This window comes from Micromonospora sp. CA-259024 (genome assembly GCF_050936255.1).
Taxonomy (GTDB): domain Bacteria; phylum Actinomycetota; class Actinomycetes; order Mycobacteriales; family Micromonosporaceae; genus Micromonospora.
Window position 1 is genome coordinate 1350926 of sequence record NZ_JBNJND010000002.1, and the last position, 15249, is coordinate 1366174.

14 protein-coding genes are annotated in these 15249 nt (G+C 70.8%); 6 read left to right on the forward strand and 8 right to left on the reverse strand.

What is annotated here, in order from left to right; genetic code table 11:
- Positions 1 to 27: 27 nt before the first annotated feature.
- A complete protein-coding gene (locus ACQEUX_RS25720; RefSeq protein ID WP_433053350.1) occupies positions 28 to 801 on the reverse strand; it encodes a class I SAM-dependent methyltransferase in 774 nt (257 codons plus the stop codon).
- A 46-nt stretch (positions 802 to 847) separates the two neighbouring features.
- On the opposite strand from ACQEUX_RS25720, the gene ACQEUX_RS25725 reads away from it, so the two are divergent.
- From ACQEUX_RS25725 to disA, 4 genes are all read left to right on the forward strand, one after another.
- A complete protein-coding gene (locus tag ACQEUX_RS25725) occupies positions 848 to 1687 on the forward strand; it encodes a UbiA family prenyltransferase (RefSeq protein ID WP_433053353.1) in 840 nt (279 codons plus the stop codon).
- 139 nt (positions 1688 to 1826) lie between these two features.
- Positions 1827 to 2606 carry a hypothetical protein gene (locus ACQEUX_RS25730; protein ID WP_433053356.1) on the forward strand — a complete coding sequence of 260 codons (780 nt, stop codon included), beginning with the start codon at positions 1827 to 1829 and terminating at the stop codon, positions 2604 to 2606.
- Between the two features lie 84 nt (positions 2607 to 2690).
- Complete coding sequence (gene radA, locus ACQEUX_RS25735; protein WP_433053359.1) at positions 2691 to 4148, forward strand: DNA repair protein RadA; 1458 nt, start codon at positions 2691 to 2693, stop codon at positions 4146 to 4148.
- Between the two features lie 131 nt (positions 4149 to 4279).
- Positions 4280 to 5464 carry a DNA integrity scanning diadenylate cyclase DisA gene (gene disA / locus ACQEUX_RS25740; RefSeq protein WP_433053362.1) on the forward strand — a complete coding sequence of 395 codons (1185 nt, stop codon included), beginning with the start codon at positions 4280 to 4282 and terminating at the stop codon, positions 5462 to 5464.
- A 6-nt stretch (positions 5465 to 5470) separates the two neighbouring features.
- Here disA and ACQEUX_RS25745 read toward each other — a convergent pair whose 3' ends face one another.
- The 3 genes from ACQEUX_RS25745 to ACQEUX_RS25755 form a co-directional block, all read right to left on the reverse strand.
- Positions 5471 to 6199 (reverse strand): hypothetical protein, encoded by a 729-nt coding sequence (locus ACQEUX_RS25745; RefSeq protein ID WP_433053365.1) that lies wholly within the window; start codon positions 6197 to 6199, stop codon positions 5471 to 5473.
- 118 nt (positions 6200 to 6317) lie between these two features.
- Entirely contained in the window at positions 6318 to 6803 is a 486-nt protein-coding gene (locus tag ACQEUX_RS25750) for a peptide deformylase (protein ID WP_433057132.1), read from the reverse strand.
- Between the two features lie 95 nt (positions 6804 to 6898).
- A complete protein-coding gene (locus tag ACQEUX_RS25755) occupies positions 6899 to 7411 on the reverse strand; it encodes a glycine cleavage system protein R (protein WP_433053368.1) in 513 nt (170 codons plus the stop codon).
- Positions 7412 to 7507: 96 nt separating this feature from the next.
- Between ACQEUX_RS25755 and ACQEUX_RS25760 the strand changes: the two genes are divergently transcribed.
- Complete coding sequence (locus tag ACQEUX_RS25760) at positions 7508 to 8419, forward strand: A/G-specific adenine glycosylase (RefSeq protein WP_433053370.1); 912 nt, start codon at positions 7508 to 7510, stop codon at positions 8417 to 8419.
- Positions 8420 to 8570: 151 nt separating this feature from the next.
- Here the strand turns inward: ACQEUX_RS25760 and ACQEUX_RS25765 are convergent, their stop codons facing one another.
- From ACQEUX_RS25765 to lysS, 3 genes are all read right to left on the reverse strand, one after another.
- Positions 8571 to 11102, reverse strand: coding sequence for an ATP-dependent Clp protease ATP-binding subunit (locus ACQEUX_RS25765; RefSeq protein ID WP_433053377.1), 2532 nt, complete (start codon positions 11100 to 11102; stop codon positions 8571 to 8573).
- A gap of 553 nt (positions 11103 to 11655) precedes the next feature.
- The gene (locus ACQEUX_RS25770) at positions 11656 to 12000 is read right to left on the reverse strand and encodes a histone-like nucleoid-structuring protein Lsr2 (RefSeq protein ID WP_433053380.1); all 345 of its coding nucleotides are present in this window, start codon (positions 11998 to 12000) and stop codon (positions 11656 to 11658) included.
- Between the two features lie 111 nt (positions 12001 to 12111).
- Positions 12112 to 13620: a lysine--tRNA ligase gene (lysS, locus tag ACQEUX_RS25775; protein ID WP_433053383.1), complete on the reverse strand. Its 1509-nt coding sequence runs from the start codon at positions 13618 to 13620 to the stop codon at positions 12112 to 12114.
- An 88-nt stretch (positions 13621 to 13708) separates the two neighbouring features.
- Here lysS and ACQEUX_RS25780 point away from each other — a divergent pair, with 88 nt between their 5' ends.
- Complete coding sequence (locus ACQEUX_RS25780) at positions 13709 to 14446, forward strand: class I SAM-dependent methyltransferase (protein ID WP_433053386.1); 738 nt, start codon at positions 13709 to 13711, stop codon at positions 14444 to 14446.
- A 40-nt stretch (positions 14447 to 14486) separates the two neighbouring features.
- Here ACQEUX_RS25780 and ACQEUX_RS25785 read toward each other — a convergent pair whose 3' ends face one another.
- Positions 14487 to 15245, reverse strand: coding sequence for a type III pantothenate kinase (locus tag ACQEUX_RS25785; RefSeq protein ID WP_433053389.1), 759 nt, complete (start codon positions 15243 to 15245; stop codon positions 14487 to 14489).
- Between the last annotated feature and the right edge of the window lie 4 nt (positions 15246 to 15249).

Sequence of the window (15249 nt, forward strand, 5' to 3'; positions counted from 1 at the left end):
GGCGTCCCATACCCCGCCACGATCCGACTATCCTTTGCGGACCCCCCGGCCCTGGTACAACACGGCGGTCGATCGGGTCGGCACGATGCGCGGGGCGCGCCCGGCAGGCGCCGCATCGGGCGTCCCAGCCGCGCGGGCACGGCGCAGCAGCCAGGCGACCACACCGCCGATCTGCGGACGGATGCCCCGCAGCCGCAGGTCGACGCCGTGCCGGGCGCACTCGGCCACCAACGCCCGGGCGTCCACGAAGAGCCGTGGATCGTGGATGCCGCGCGGCACCGTCGGCAGCCGCTCGGCGATCCGGACCGCGACCAGCCGGGCCAGCGCCGTGTCGTTCAGTGTGTCCAACACCAGCAGGCCGCCCGGGCGGAGCAGTCGGCACGCCTCGGCCACCGCGCGCGGCCAGGCCGGGACATGCTCCAGCAATTCGCCCGCGGAGACCACGTCGGCGCAACCATCCGGCAGCGGGACCGCCGTGACATCACCCTGGACCACGCGCACCCCGTGCTCGGCGGCCTGGACCAGCGCCGAGCGGGTCAGATCCACGCCAACGTGGTGGTAGCCCTTTCCGCTCAGGTGCGGCGCGAGCAGACCGGCGCCGCAGCCCAGATCGACCAGCACCGCGTCGGGGCGGGTGGCCGGTGGCACCAGCGCCGCGCGGGCCTCGGCCAGCCAGTGCAGCATCGCGAACGCGCCATCCGGCCGCCACCACTCACCGGCCAGGTCGTCGTACTGGCGCGGATCGTTACGCGGCAGCACCCGGGAACCGGTGGACGCCGCGGCCGCAGCCACCTTTCGCATGGCACCGAGCGTGGCACGACTGCTCGGTAACGACCAGACTTCCCTTATGTCGTCGAGGGTGTTAGGGCTGGTCAGAGCGAGCCATCCGGAACCGGCCGCAGCGGTGACCACGGTGGCCGGTCTCCTGGCGTGGGGAGTGGGCCACCGGCCTGCCGGAATCGTCTCGGTGGTGCTCGCCGTGCTGGCCAGCCAGCTCGCCGTCGGTTGGACCAACGACGCACTCGACGCCGAGCGGGACGCCACTGTGGGGCGTACCGACAAACCGGTCGCCGCCGGCGCGGTCGGTCGGCGCGCCACGGCCTGGGCCGCGGCGGCCGCCGCGGTGGCCTGCCCGTTGCTGGCGCTGACCACGAACCCGACGGCGGCGTTCTGGCTGACCCTCGCCCTGGTCTCCGCGCTGCTCTACGACTGGCCGCTCAAGGCCACCGCGTTCTCGGTGCTGCCGTACGCCGTCTCCTTCGGCGCGCTGCCCGCCTTCGTGGTGCTGGCGCTGCCCGGCCAGCCGACCCCACCGGCCTGGCTGCTGGCGGCGGCGGCGTGCCTGGGCGCGGGCGCGCACTTCGCCAACGTGCTGCCAGACCTGGCCGACGACGCTCGGACCGGGGTGCGCGGCCTGCCGCACCGGCTGGGCGCCGCCGGCAGCCGGGCGGCGGCGGCCGGTCTGCTCCTCGTGGCGACCGCTGCCCTGGTCCTCGGGCCACCCGGGCCACCGTCGGCCGTCGGGATGGCGGCGGTCGGCACGGCCGCCGTGGTCCCGCCGCTGAGCTGGTACGCCGGACGCTCGGCGGTCCGGGCCGGCCGGCGGCCGGTGTCCGCGTTCCGCGCGGTGATGCTGGTGGCCCTGATCGACGTGGTCCTGCTGGTCGCGAGCGGTCGGGTGGTGTGAACGGCACCCGGGTAGGTGGCAATGCCGGGTCCGCGTGCGGGCCTCGATCAGTCCCAACTACCCTGGAGCGCGGTCTGCGCGGGTATGGCCACCGTGCCCGGCGTGCGGCCGGGTGGGGATTGTGACGAGGAGGACCGACGTGACGCGCTCGATCAGGGGATCCCGGCGGGCGGCCCTGTTGTTGTCCGGAATTGCTGCGGCAAGTCTGCTGGCGTCCGGATGCGGCACCGGTCAGATCGCCGAGACCGCCAACAAGGAGCCGTCGGTCCAGGGCGTCAACCTCACGACCAACAACGGCTCCTTCTCCGTACGTGGCCTGCTGGTGGACTACCCGGGCACCGAGGGCTACCGGGCCGGCCAGGATGCTCCGCTCAGCGCCGTGATCTACAACGACTCGAAGGAGACGGTGACGGTCACCGTCACCACCGAGAGCGCCCGCGAGGTGGTGATCAGCGGCGGCTCGGCGAGCCCGTCGCCGTCGGCCTCGGAGGCCGCCTCCGCCAGCCCGTCCCCGTCCGGCTCGGTCAGCCCGTCGACCTCCGGGTCCCGCTCGGCCAGCCCGTCGGCGACCCCGTCCGAGACCGGGTCGTCCTCGGCCACCCCGTCCGCGCCGGAGTCGGCGCGGGCGTCGGGCTCGGCCAGTCCGGCCGCCCCGGGTCAGCCGGCCCGGATCGAGCTGGCTCCGCTGAGCTACATCCAGCTCAACTCCGAGGCCACCACGCAGCTTCGGCTGATCGGGTTGACCGAGGCTCTGCGCTCGGGCCAGAACGTCTTCGTGACCTTCGACTTCGGTAACGGCAACACGGTCACCGGCCCGGCGCCGATCGCCGTGCCGCTCACCCCGGCCGCACCCCCCTCGCCGATCATCGAGCGCGAGGGCGGCTACGAGGGCGACGAGGGCGGCACGACCCACGAGTGACCGACCTTCACATCGACGAACACCCCGGCGTGGTGACCACCACGCCGGGGTGTTTTCGTCGTACGCGAGGGCTAGCGTCCTGATGTGACCACCTCCCGATCAACCCCTCCGCGTGGCGGCACGGCCGGTGCCGCCCGTGGGCGGTCCACCACCCGCGAACCGCGTCCGGCCTACGAGTGCGACGCCTGCGGGCACCAGCCGCCCAAATGGGTGGGGCGCTGTCCGGAGTGCGGCGAGTGGGGCGCGGTGGTCGAGAGCACGGTGACGGGCCCGACCGTCTCCGGTCGGGTGGTCAGCTCCCGGATGCCGGCCGAGCCGGCGCGGCCGATCGCCACCATCAGCGCCGCTCCGGCACGCGCCCGTCCCACCGGCGTGAGCGAGCTCGACCGGGTGCTCGGCGGCGGCCTGGTCCCCGGTGCCGTGGTGCTGCTCGCCGGCGAGCCGGGCGTGGGCAAGTCGACCCTGCTGCTGGACGTGGCGCAGCAGTGGGCGGTGGGCGCCGGCAGCCCCTCCCTGGTGGTCAGCGGCGAAGAGTCGGTCAGCCAGGTGCGCCTGCGCGCCGAGCGGATGGGCACCCTGCACGACCAGCTCTACCTTGCGGCCGAGAGCGACTTGGCGGCGGTGCTCGGGCACCTCGACGCGGTCAAACCGGGCCTGCTGGTGCTCGACTCGGTGCAGACCATCTCGACCACCGGCACCGAGGGGGTGCCCGGTGGGGTCACCCAGGTGCGCGCGGTCACGTCCGCGCTGGTCTCGGTCGCCAAGGAGCGGGGCATCGCCACCGTGCTGGTCGGGCACGTCACCAAGGACGGCCAGGTGGCCGGGCCCCGGGTGCTGGAGCACCTGGTCGACGTGGTGCTGCACTTCGAGGGCGACAAGCACTCCTCGCTGCGCCTGGTGCGCGGCGTGAAGAACCGGTTCGGCGCGGCCGACGAGGTTGGCTGCTTCGAGATGCACGAGGGTGGCATCAGCAGCCTCGCCGACCCGTCCGGGCTGTTCCTGACCCGCTACGCGGAGCCGGTCCCCGGCACCTGCGTGACCGTGGCCATGGAGGGGCGGCGGGCCCTGGTCACCGAGGTGCAGGCCCTGATCGGCGCAACGGTGGCCGGCTCTCCCCGGCGCACCGTCTCCGGCCTCGACTCGGCGCGACTGGCGATGGTGCTCGCGGTGCTGCAACGGCGCACCGAGCGGCTGACCCTGCACGACCGGGAGGTCTTCGCCGCCACGGTGGGCGGCATCCGGGTGGTGGAGCCGGCCGCCGACCTGGCGGTCGCGTTGGCGGTCGCCTCGGGCGGGCTCAACCTGGCTATCGCACCGCACCTGGTGGCGATCGGCGAGGTGGGGCTGACCGGCGAGGTGCGCCGGGTCGGTGCGGTGCCGCGCCGGCTGGCCGAGGCGGCCCGGCTGGGGTTCAAGGTGGCCCTGGTGCCTCCCGGTTGCGGCCCGGCCAGCACCGGCGCCGGCCCCGAACAGATGCGGGTGACCGAGGTCACGGATGTTCGTTCGGCCCTGCACCATGCGGCTCGCGCGTCCGCCGAGTGACCCACCATGCCGACGAGAACGGCGATACCGGACAGCACGTCGCAAGCGGGAAACGCGTGGAAGGGCCGCATCGTGACACATCACAGTAACCACGACAGCACCCACCGCACGGCAGTCCGTAGACTGTGCCCGTGCCGATCGACCGCGATACCACCAAGCCAGCCGGCGCGCCGCCCCAGGCCCGCACCGGCGCCGTGGGCTCGCCCGCCCGCCCGATCAGCGTGAACGTGACCGCGGGAGCCGCCGGGAGCGCCGGAGATCCGCTACGGGCCAACCTCGCCCTGATGGCCCCCGGCACCGCCTTGCGCGACGGTTTGGAGCGCATTCTGCGCGGCCGCACCGGCGCGCTCATCGTGCTCGGCTACGACAAGGTCGTCGAGGGCCTGTGCACCGGCGGCTTTCCGCTGGATGTGGAGTTCTCGGCGACCCGGGTACGCGAGCTGTGCAAGATGGACGGCGCCGTCGTGCTTTCCAGCGACGGCACCAGGATCGTCCGCGCGGCCGTGCACCTGATGCCCGACCCGTCCATCCCGACGGAAGAGTCCGGCACCCGACACCGCACCGCCGAGCGGGTGGCTCGCCAGACCGGCTACCCGGTCATCTCGGTCAGCCAGTCGATGCGGATCATCAGCCTCTACGTCAACGGCCAGCGGCACGTGCTCGACGACTCGGCGGCGATCCTCTCCCGGGCCAACCAGGCGCTCGCCACCCTGGAGCGCTACAAGCTCCGGCTCGACGAGGTCTCCGGCACGCTCTCCGCACTGGAGATCGAGGATCTGGTCACCGTCCGGGACGCGGTGGCGGTGGTGCAGCGGTTGGAGATGGTCCGCCGGATCGCCGACGAGATCGCCGGGTACGTGGTGGAGTTGGGCACCGACGGCCGCCTGCTCGCCCTGCAGCTCGACGAGCTGATGGCCGGCGTGGACGCCGACCGGACGCTGGTCATCCGGGACTATCTGCCCGTCGGCCGTAAGTCGCGCACGCTGGACGAGGCGCTGGTCGAGCTGGACCTGCTCGGTGCCACCGAGCTGATCGATCTGGTGTCGGTAGCCAAGGCGATCGGTTACCCGGCCGCTTCCGACGCGCTGGACGCCGCGGTCAGCCCTCGCGGCTTCCGACTGCTGGCCAAGGTGCCCCGACTGCCGGTGGCGGTGGTCGACCGCCTGGTGGTGCATTTCGGCAGCCTCCAGCGGCTGCTGGGCGCGACCGTGGAGGATCTGCAGGCCGTCGAGGGGGTGGGTGACGCCCGGGCCCGTGGCGTCCGTGAGGGGCTGTCCCGGCTCGCCGAGGCATCAATCCTGGAGCGGTACGTCTGACCCGGGTCAGCCGGTGACGGTGAGCTTCACGGGCGCGCTCAGCTTCGTGCCGACCCGGGCGAACACCTGGTACGTCCCGAGCGGCGGGAAGGGGCCGGCGGCCAGCCCGTTGCCGTCGCACCGGCTCGTGTCCCGTCCGTTCCACGCGACCTGGTAGGAGCGCACGAAGCCGGGCGTGAAGGACTGCACGTCCGAGCCCTTGACCTTGCCGCAGGTGTCCGACGACCAGATCTTCTCGGCACCGGACTTGATGAAGATCTCCTGCAGATCCGCGCCGACGTTCCGGCTGCACGTCCGGTCCGACGTGTTTTGGATCTTGAGTTGCAGGTCGACCACCGCCCCCCGCTGGACCGAGGCTGGGCTCGCCACCGAAACCACGCTGATCTCCTCGTTGGTGCAGGTGCCGTCGTCCTCCGAACCAGCGGCCGAGCCCGGCGGCTGTTCGTTGCTGGTGATCGCGGGGCCCGGATTCGTCGCGCCGGGGTCGGCGGACGTCGGCGGAGCACCGGTCTGCGGTGTCAGCACCGGACCGCTTGGCCCGGGCGACCCGGCGGACGTCGACGTCGAGGTCGGCGTCGAGGTCGTCGTCGACCCCGCCTGCCGGCCGTCGTCGGGACGACCCGAACCGGTGCAGGAATAGAGCAGGACAATCAGGAAGAGAAACCCCGCTCCGAGTACGACGGCGCGACGCCGCCAGTACACGGCGGGTGGCAGGGGGCCGACCGTCAGACGCATGATGCCCTCCACCGTAGCCGCGCTGTGCGCGCCAGTGCGGCGCGACGCGCCGGAGCCCCACCCGGACGCACCTTCCATCCTCCAATGAGGACGGAACCCTCGATCGTCCGGCACCCGATCAGAGGTAGACCTTGCGCTGATAGACGGCGTGCGCCCCGGCCACCCGATCGAGGAAGAGCAGCCCCGCGCAGTGGTCGATCTCGTGCTGCAACGCCCGCGCCTCGAAGCCGTCGGTCACCAGCCGGACGGGCTCGCCGGTGCCGGGCAGGTCACCTTCCACCACCAGCCGACTGGCCCGCTTCACGTCCCCGGTCAGGTCCGGCACCGACATGCACCCCTCCCGGCCCGGTTTCCAGCGGGTGGCCTCGACCACCCGGGCATTACAGAGCACGAAGGTCCCATGCACGGTGACCGCCTTCGGATGGCCGGTCACATCGACGGCGAAGACACGGGCGCCAACCCCGACCTGCGGCGCGGCCAGCCCAACGCAGCCCGGCGAGACCCTCATCGTGGCGACCAGATCGGCCGCGAGCTGAATCGTCTCCTTCGCCGTGGGGTCGACCTCGTCAGCGGCCCGGCTCAGCACCGGGTGCGGGGCGGACATCACCGCCCGCACCTCGCCCGGCACATCCAGCGACTCCGGTGTCCAGCCCCCCAGACCGGCGTACGTCCCGACGTCCGGCCGGCCCTCGTCGCCGGTCACAACAGATCCGGGTCCGCCGGCCGGAGGGTGACCTCCACGCCCAACTCGGCAGCCGTCCGGTGCAGCCGGTCGATCAGCGTGTCGGCCACACCAGCCGGCAACTCGACCTCCGCCAGCACCACGTAGAGCGAACCGGCCAACCGGGTACTCAGGTCGGTGACGTTTCCCCCGGCGTCAACCAGCACCCGGGTCATCGCCGCCACGATGCCCATCCGGTCCGAACCGTGCACCGCCATCACGTACGGCTCGCCCGCCGGAGGTACCTCCCCGTCGGGGGTGACGGCGCGTACCGTCGCCAGCAACTGACCCTCGGCGGCCAGCGGCGCCAGCGCGGCCTCGACCTCGACGGCCTCCGGCCCGGTGCAGATCAGGGTCATCGCGAAATGCCCCCGCAGCCGCGTCATCGTGCTGTCGGTGAGGTTCGCGCCCAGCCGAGCCAGCACCTCGGCGACGTCAGCCACGATGCCCGGCCGGTCCCGACCGATGACGGTGATCGCGAGCTCGTTCATTCGCGCATTCTCCCCGATCCGTCGAGCGCCGCCGTGGCACCCCGCCCGAGTCGCCCAACCATCGGGAACCCACCGCGTGACATCATCGACGGCGCCATGACTCAAACCGACTTCGCCACCCTGGTCAGCCGATGGTTCGAACAGCACGCCCGCGACCTGCCATGGCGTGAGCCCGGGGTCACCCCGTGGGCCATCCTGGTCAGCGAGGTCATGCTCCAGCAGACGCCCGTGGTCCGGGTGGTGCCGGCGTGGCAGGCATGGTTGGCCCGCTGGCCGGACCCCGCCGCGCTGGCGGCGGACACCCCGGCCGAGGCGATCCGGATGTGGGGACGCCTCGGCTACCCCCGTCGGGCGGTCCGGCTGCGGGAATGCGCGGTCGCGATCGTCGACCGGCACGGCGGCCAGGTGCCCGATCGGCTGGAGCAACTGCTGGCGCTGCCGGGGGTCGGCACCTATACGGCGCGGGCGGTGGCCGCGTTCGCGTACGGGCAGCGACACCCCGTCGTCGACACCAACGTGCGTCGGGTGGTCTGCCGGGCGGTGGCCGGTGAGCCGGATGCCGGGCCGGTCACCCGGCCGGCCGACCTGGTCGCCACCGAGGAGCTGCTGCCGGCAGAGCCGGCTGCGGCAGCGCTGGCGAGCGCCGCGTTCATGGAACTGGGCGCCGTGATCTGCACCGCCCGATCACCGCGCTGCACGGCCTGCCCGGTCGAGTCGGTCTGCGCATGGCGGGCCTCCGGACAGGAGCCGCCGGCCGGGCCGACCCGGCGACCCCAGCGGTACGCGGGCACCGACCGGCAGGTACGCGGACTGCTGCTCGGGGTGCTCCGGGAGACGACCGGGCCGGTCCCGCAGCAGCGACTGGACCAGGTGTGGACGGACGATGTGCAACGTGCCCGCGCCCTGGCCGGTCTGGTGCAGGACGGACTGGTCGAACCGGCGGGCACCGGTTCCTTCCGCCTCGTCGGTGACGGCCCGCCCCTCCCCACCGCCGACCTCACTATCTGACCCGCGCACGCCGCACTTCCGCACCCCGCCGGACACCAAGGCCTGATCCTGGACGGGGTGAGCGGTATGGCGGGTGACCCGGTGGTAGCGCGAAAAGGCGGGGCCCCGGTGGCTTGCGCCACCGGGGCCCCGCCCCTTGCTGCTGGTTGGGCTACTCGTCGGCGCCCGCGGCGGCGGTGCCACCGAGGTCGGCCGGCACGGCGTCCGGAACTTCGACCGGCTTGTCCGCGCCCCGGAAGACGAGCTTGGACTTGTCGATGTCGTTCGGGTCGCCCTCGCAGTCCACCACGACGATCTGACCCGGGGTCAGCTCGTTGAACAGGATCCGCTCGGAGAGGTTGTCCTCGATGTCGCGCTGGATCGTGCGACGAAGCGGACGGGCACCGAGCACCGGGTCGAAGCCCTTCAGCGCCAGGTACTTCTTGGCGTTGTCGGTCAGCTCCAGACCCATGTCCTTGTTGCGCAGCTGCGTCTCGATCCGCTGGATCATGATGTCCACGATCGAGAGGATCTCGTTCTGGCGCAGCTGGTGGAAGACGATGGTGTCGTCGATCCGGTTGAGGAACTCAGGCCGGAAGTGCTGCTTGAGCTCGTCGTTGACCTTCTGCTTCATCCGGTCGTAGTTGGACTCGGAGTCCTCCGACGCCTGGAAGCCCAGCGACACCGCCTTGGCGACGTCGCGCGTGCCCAGGTTGGTGGTCAGGATGATGACCGTGTTCTTGAAGTCCACGATCCGACCCTGACCGTCGGTGAGCCGACCGTCCTCGAGGATCTGCAGGAGCGTGTTGAACACGTCCGGGTGGGCCTTCTCGATCTCGTCGAAGAGGACCACCGAGAACGGCCGACGCCGCACCTTCTCGGTCAGCTGCCCGCCCTCGTCGTAGCCGACGTAGCCGGGAGGGGCACCCACGAGCCGGGAGACCGTGTAACGGTCGTGGAACTCGGACATGTCCAGCTGGATGAGGGCATCCTCGCTGCCGAAGAGGAACTCGGCGAGCGCCTTGGACAGCTCGGTCTTACCCACACCGGACGGGCCGGCGAAGATGAACGAGCCCGACGGGCGCTTCGGGTCCTTCAGGCCGGCCCGGGTACGCCGGATCGCCTTCGAGACCGCCTTGACCGCGTCCTCCTGGCCGATGACGCGCTTGTGCAGCTCGTCCTCCATGCGCAGCAGGCGCGAGGTCTCCTCCTCGGTCAGCTTGTAGACCGGGATGCCGGTCCAGTTGCCGAGCACCTCGGCGATCTGCTCGTCGTCGACCTCGCTGACGACGTCCAGGTCACCGGCCTTCCACTCCTTCTCCCGCTGAGCCTTCTGCCCGAGGAGCTGCTTCTCCTTGTCGCGCAGCTGGGCGGCACGCTCGAAGTCCTGCGCGTCGATCGCGGACTCCTTGTCGCGACGCACCTGGGCGATGCGCTCGTCGAAGTCACGCAGGTCTGGCGGCGCGGTCATCCGGCGGATCCGCATCCGGGCACCGGCCTCGTCGATCAGGTCGATCGCCTTGTCCGGCAGGAAGCGGTCGGAGATGTACCGGTCGGCCAGAGTTGCGGCAGCGACGAGAGCTGCGTCGGTGATGCTCACCCGGTGGTGCGCCTCGTACCGGTCACGCAGGCCCTTGAGGATCTCGATGGTGTGCGCCAGCGACGGCTCACCCACCTGGATCGGCTGGAACCGGCGCTCGAGCGCGGCGTCCTTCTCCAGGTGCTTGCGGTACTCGTCCAGCGTGGTGGCGCCGATGGTCTGCAGCTCACCACGGGCCAGCATCGGCTTGAGGATGCTCGCGGCGTCGATCGCGCCCTCGGCGGCACCCGCACCCACCAGGGTGTGGATCTCGTCGATGAACAGGATGATGTCGCCGCGGGTGCGGATCTCCTTGAGCACCTTCTTGAGGCGCTCCTCGAAGTCACCGCGGTAGCGGGAACCGGCGACGAGCGCACCGAGGTCGAGCGTGTAGAGCTGCTTGTCCTTGAGAGTCTCGGGCACCTCGCCCTTGATGATCTTCTGGGAAAGCCCCTCCACCACGGCGGTCTTACCGACGCCGGGCTCACCGATCAGGACCGGGTTGTTCTTGGTACGGCGGGAGAGCACCTGCATGACCCGCTCGATTTCCTTCTCGCGCCCGATGACCGGGTCGAGCTTGCCCTCGCGGGCGGCCTGAGTCAGGTTGCGGCCGAACTGGTCCAGCACCAGGCTGGTCGACGGCGCGGCCTCACCCGGCGCGGCGCCCGCCGCGGCAGGCTCCTTGCCCTGGTAGCCGGAAAGCAGCTGAATCACCTGCTGGCGGACCCGGTTGAGGTCGGCGCCGAGCTTGACCAGCACCTGGGCGGCGACGCCCTCGCCCTCACGGATCAGACCGAGCAGGATGTGCTCAGTGCCGATGTAGTTGTGGCCGAGCTGCAGCGCCTCGCGCAGCGACAGCTCCAGCACCTTCTTGGCCCGCGGCGTGAACGGGATGTGCCCGCTCGGCGCCTGCTGGCCCTGGCCGATGATCTCCTCGACCTGCTGGCGGACGCCCTCCAGGGAGATGCCGAGGCTCTCCAGGGCCTTTGCCGCGACGCCTTCACCTTCGTGGATCAGGCCCAGCAGGATGTGTTCCGTACCGATGTAGTTGTGGTTGAGCATCCGGGCCTCTTCTTGGGCCAGGACGACAACCCGTCGCGCTCGGTCGGTGAACCGCTCGAACATGCCCTCGTGCTCCTCACGTGCCGTGCGCCTTGATGGTCAAGATCTTGGCGGGGCCGGTGCACGAACGTCCGGGACGGGCGTCCGTGCCTCCTTACTCTATCGTCGCTGACCGACTCAGCTGAGGTCGTGTGTCTCCGGTCTGGGTCGGTTCCACGTCGTTTTGCACAACCGTCCGCGCTCAGGAGGTGTTCCGGTAGCCCTGTCGCTACGCGCAGAGCGAAATCCGGATGGCGCGACGGACGCCCGATCCCGGCTCCGGAAGCACTCCGGGAGGCTCCGGGCGGGCGGGCCGGAGGTCACGACGAACGCCGCGCCCGACCCTGGGGAAGGTTGTCCACAGGCTGTGGATAGCTGTCCCACTGGTTGTGGACAACGCCGGCGGGCACGAGATGCTTCCCGGCCCCGCAACCCGGACCCGGCGGGCCATCGACCCCCAAACCCGGACACGCCCGGCAGGCGCGGTCGCGGATACGGCGACGCCGGCCCGGAGAACTGCTCCGGCCCGGCGTCGGTGTCGCCTACGGTGGCGGCTGGCCACCAAGCTGCTGACGGATCAGCGCTTAGCGTGGTACTCGTCGACGATCTCCTGCGGGATACGACCCCGGTCCGAGATGTCCTTGCCAGCCTTCTTGGCCCACTCCCGGATCGCCTTGTTCTGTTCCCGATCGGCGGTCGCGCCACCCCGACCGCGGGCAGCCCGTCCACCGATCACCACGCCACCCCGGCCGACCTTGGTGCCGGCGCCGACGTACGAGGCAAAAGCCTCGCGCAATTTCGCGGCGTTGGCACTCGACAGGTCGATCTCGTACTGAACGCCGTCGAGGGCGAACTTGACGGTCTCGTCAGCGTCCCCGCCGTCCAGGTCATCGACCAGCTTGTGAATGATCTGCTTGGCCACGTCCCACATTCCTTTCGAGCAGGGCACTCCTGCTAACGAGAGCACAATAACCCGGGTGCCGCTCGCCGCGTCAATAGGATGCCGTTACGGCTCGGCGTGGGCCGGCCGAGACTACTCCTGGCGGACCAACGGGAAGAGGATCGTTTCCCGAATTCCGAGCCCGGTCAGGGCCATCAACAGGCGATCGATTCCCATTCCCATACCGCCGGCCGGCGGCATTCCATACTCCATCGCCCGGAGAAAGTCCTCGTCGAGACGCATCGCCTCGTCGTCGCCACGGGCGGCCAGCTGCGCCTGGGCCACCAGCCGCTCCCGCTGCACGACCGGGTCGACCAGCTCGGAGTACGCGGTCCCCAGCTCGAAGCCGAGCACGTAGAGGTCCCACTTCTCGGCCAGCCCCGGCTCGCTCCGGTGCGCCCGGGTGAGCGGGCTGGTCTCCTCCGGGTAGTCCCGCACGAAGGTGGGCGCCTCCAGGCCCGGAACGACCAGTTCCTCGAACAGTTCCTCGGCCAGCTTGCCGGGGCCCCACTTCGGGTCCACGGCCAATCCCACCTTGTCCGCGTACTCCACCAGGCGCGAGCGTTCGGTGCGGACCGTGACCTCCTCGCCGAGCGCCTCGGAAAGCACACCGAACAACGTCACGGACCGCCACTCGCCGCCCAGGTCGAACTCCCGCCCGTCGGCGTGGGTCACCACCATCGAGCCGCTGACCGCGATCGCCGCCTGTTGCACGAGATTGCGGGTCAACTCGGCCATCGTGTCGTAGTCGCCGTACGCCTGGTACGTCTCCAGCATCGCGAACTCCGGCGAGTGCGAAGAGTCGATCCCCTCATTACGGAAGTTGCGGTTGATCTCGAAGACGCTGTCGACACCGCCGACCACGGCGCGCTTGAGAAACAGTTCCGGCGCGATTCGCAGATACAGATCGGTGTTCAACGCATTGCTGTGGGTCACGAACGGTCGAGCCGCGGCACCACCGTGCAGCAGTTGCAACATCGGCGTTTCCACCTCGATGAAGCCCTGCCCGTGCAGTGAATCGCGCAGACTGCGTACCGCGGCGGCCCGGGTACGGACCATCTCCCGGGCCTGGGGCCGGACGATCAGGTCGACGTAACGCTGCCGGACGCGGGCCTCCTCGGAGAGGGGCTTGTGCGCCACCGGCAGCGGTCGCAGCGCCTTGGCGGTCATGTCCCACTGCTGCGCCAACACCGACAGCTCACCCCGCCGGCTGGTGATCACCTCACCGGTGACGCCGACGTGGTCACCGAGGTCGACCAGGCGCTTCCACGCCTCCAGCCGCTCCGGGCCGACCCGGTCCAGGGAGAGCATCGCCTGCAACTCGGTGCCGTCGCCGTCCCGGAGAGTCGCGAAACAGAGCTTGCCCGTGTTGCGTACGAAGATCACTCGACCGGTGACCGCGACCTGGTCACCGGTCGCGGTGTCGGTCGGCAGGTCGGCGTAGCGCGCCCGGACCTGCGCCAGGGTGTTCGTTCGGGGGAAGCCGACCGGGTAGGGCTCGACACCCTCGGCGAGCATCCGGTCCCGCTTCTCCCGGCGGACCTTCATCTGCTCGGGAAGGTCGTCGGCGGGGTCCACTGGCACGGCGTTCTGCTCGCTCACGGCACGTTTCCTCGTCACGGAGATACAGGGGGTCAGGCCCGAGCGTACTCAAGCGCCCCGAGGGCTGTTAGCGGATAACCTGCCCGTCATGGTCGATCACACACATGCCCTCTCCTTTGGCGCCGCCGCGGGTGATTACGACCGGTTTCGGCCACGTTATCCCGAGGCTGCGGTCCGCTGGGCACTCGATGGGCTGAGCAACGCCCGGGTCGTCGACCTCGCAGCGGGCACCGGCATCCTGACCCGCGCCGCGCAGGCGCTGGGCCACGAGGTCGTACCCGTCGAGCCCGATCCGGGGATGCGGGCGCAGCTCGCCGAGAGCACCCCGGGCGCGACGGCGCTCGCGGGCAGCGCCGAGGCGGTGCCGCTGCCCGACAGCGCGGCGGACGCGGTGCTGGTCGGCACGGCGTACCACTGGTTCGACCGGGAACCCGCGCACGCCGAGATCGCCCGGGTGCTCCGCCCCGGCGGCACCTTCGCCCCGATCTGGAACATCCGGGACGACCGGGTCGACTGGGTGGCGGAGCTGAGCCGGATCGCCCACATCGGGGACAAGTCCGCCAACCTGGTCGACAGGTACGCGGACTTCGGCCCCGCGTTCGGCGCGATCGAGCTGGGCGAGTTCACCCACCGCACCACGCTCACCCCGGACGAGGTGTTCGGCATGATCCGCACCCGTTCGTACTGGCTCACCGCCTCCACGGAGGATCGGCAGCGGGTCGAGCGGGAACTGGCCGAACTCCTGGACACCCACCCCGCCCTGGTTGGCCGGGAGACCGTCGAGCTGCCGTACCGGACGCTGGTTCTGCGCGCGCGGCGGCGGTGAGGCCCGCGCGCGGAGACGACCCCGGCGGCGGCGGTCGGTGTCACAGGTTGCGCTCGTAGACCATCCGCAGGCCGATCAGCGTGATCATCGGTTCGTGGTGGGTGATGCTGCGGCACTCGTTGATCACCAGGGAGGCGAGGCCGCCGGTGGCGATCACCGCCCGTACCTCACCCAACTCCTCGGTCATCCGCTCGACGATCCGGTCCACCTGACCGGCGAAGCCGAAATACAGGCCGGCCTGGAGGCACTCCACGGTGTTCTTGCCGATCACCGAGCGGGGCTTGGTCGCCTCGACCTTGCGCAGCTGGGCGGCCCGGGCGGCCAACGCGTCGAAGGAGATCTCGATGCCCGGGGCGAACGCCCCGCCGAGGAACTCGCCCCTCTCGCTGATCACGTCGAAGTTGGTGGTGGTGCCGAAGTCGACCACGATCGACGGCCCGCCGTAGAGGGTGTACGCGGCCAGGGTGTTCACCACCCGGTCGGCGCCCACCTCCTTCGGGTTGTCGATCGCCAACTGCACCCCGGTCCGTACCCCGGGCTCGACGATCACGCTCGGCAGGTCGGCGTAGTAACGGCCGAGCATGGTGCGCAGCGATCGCAGCGCGGCCGGCACAGTGGAGCAGGCGGCCACACCGGTGATCTCGACGTTGTCCCCGGCCAGCAGGCCCCGGAACATCAGGCCCAACTCGTCCGCCGTCGAGCGGGCATCGGTCTTGATCCGCCAGGAGTGCACCAGCTTGTCGCCGTCGAAGGTCGCCAGCACGGTGTTGGTGTTTCCGATGTCGATGCAGAGCAGCACGCAC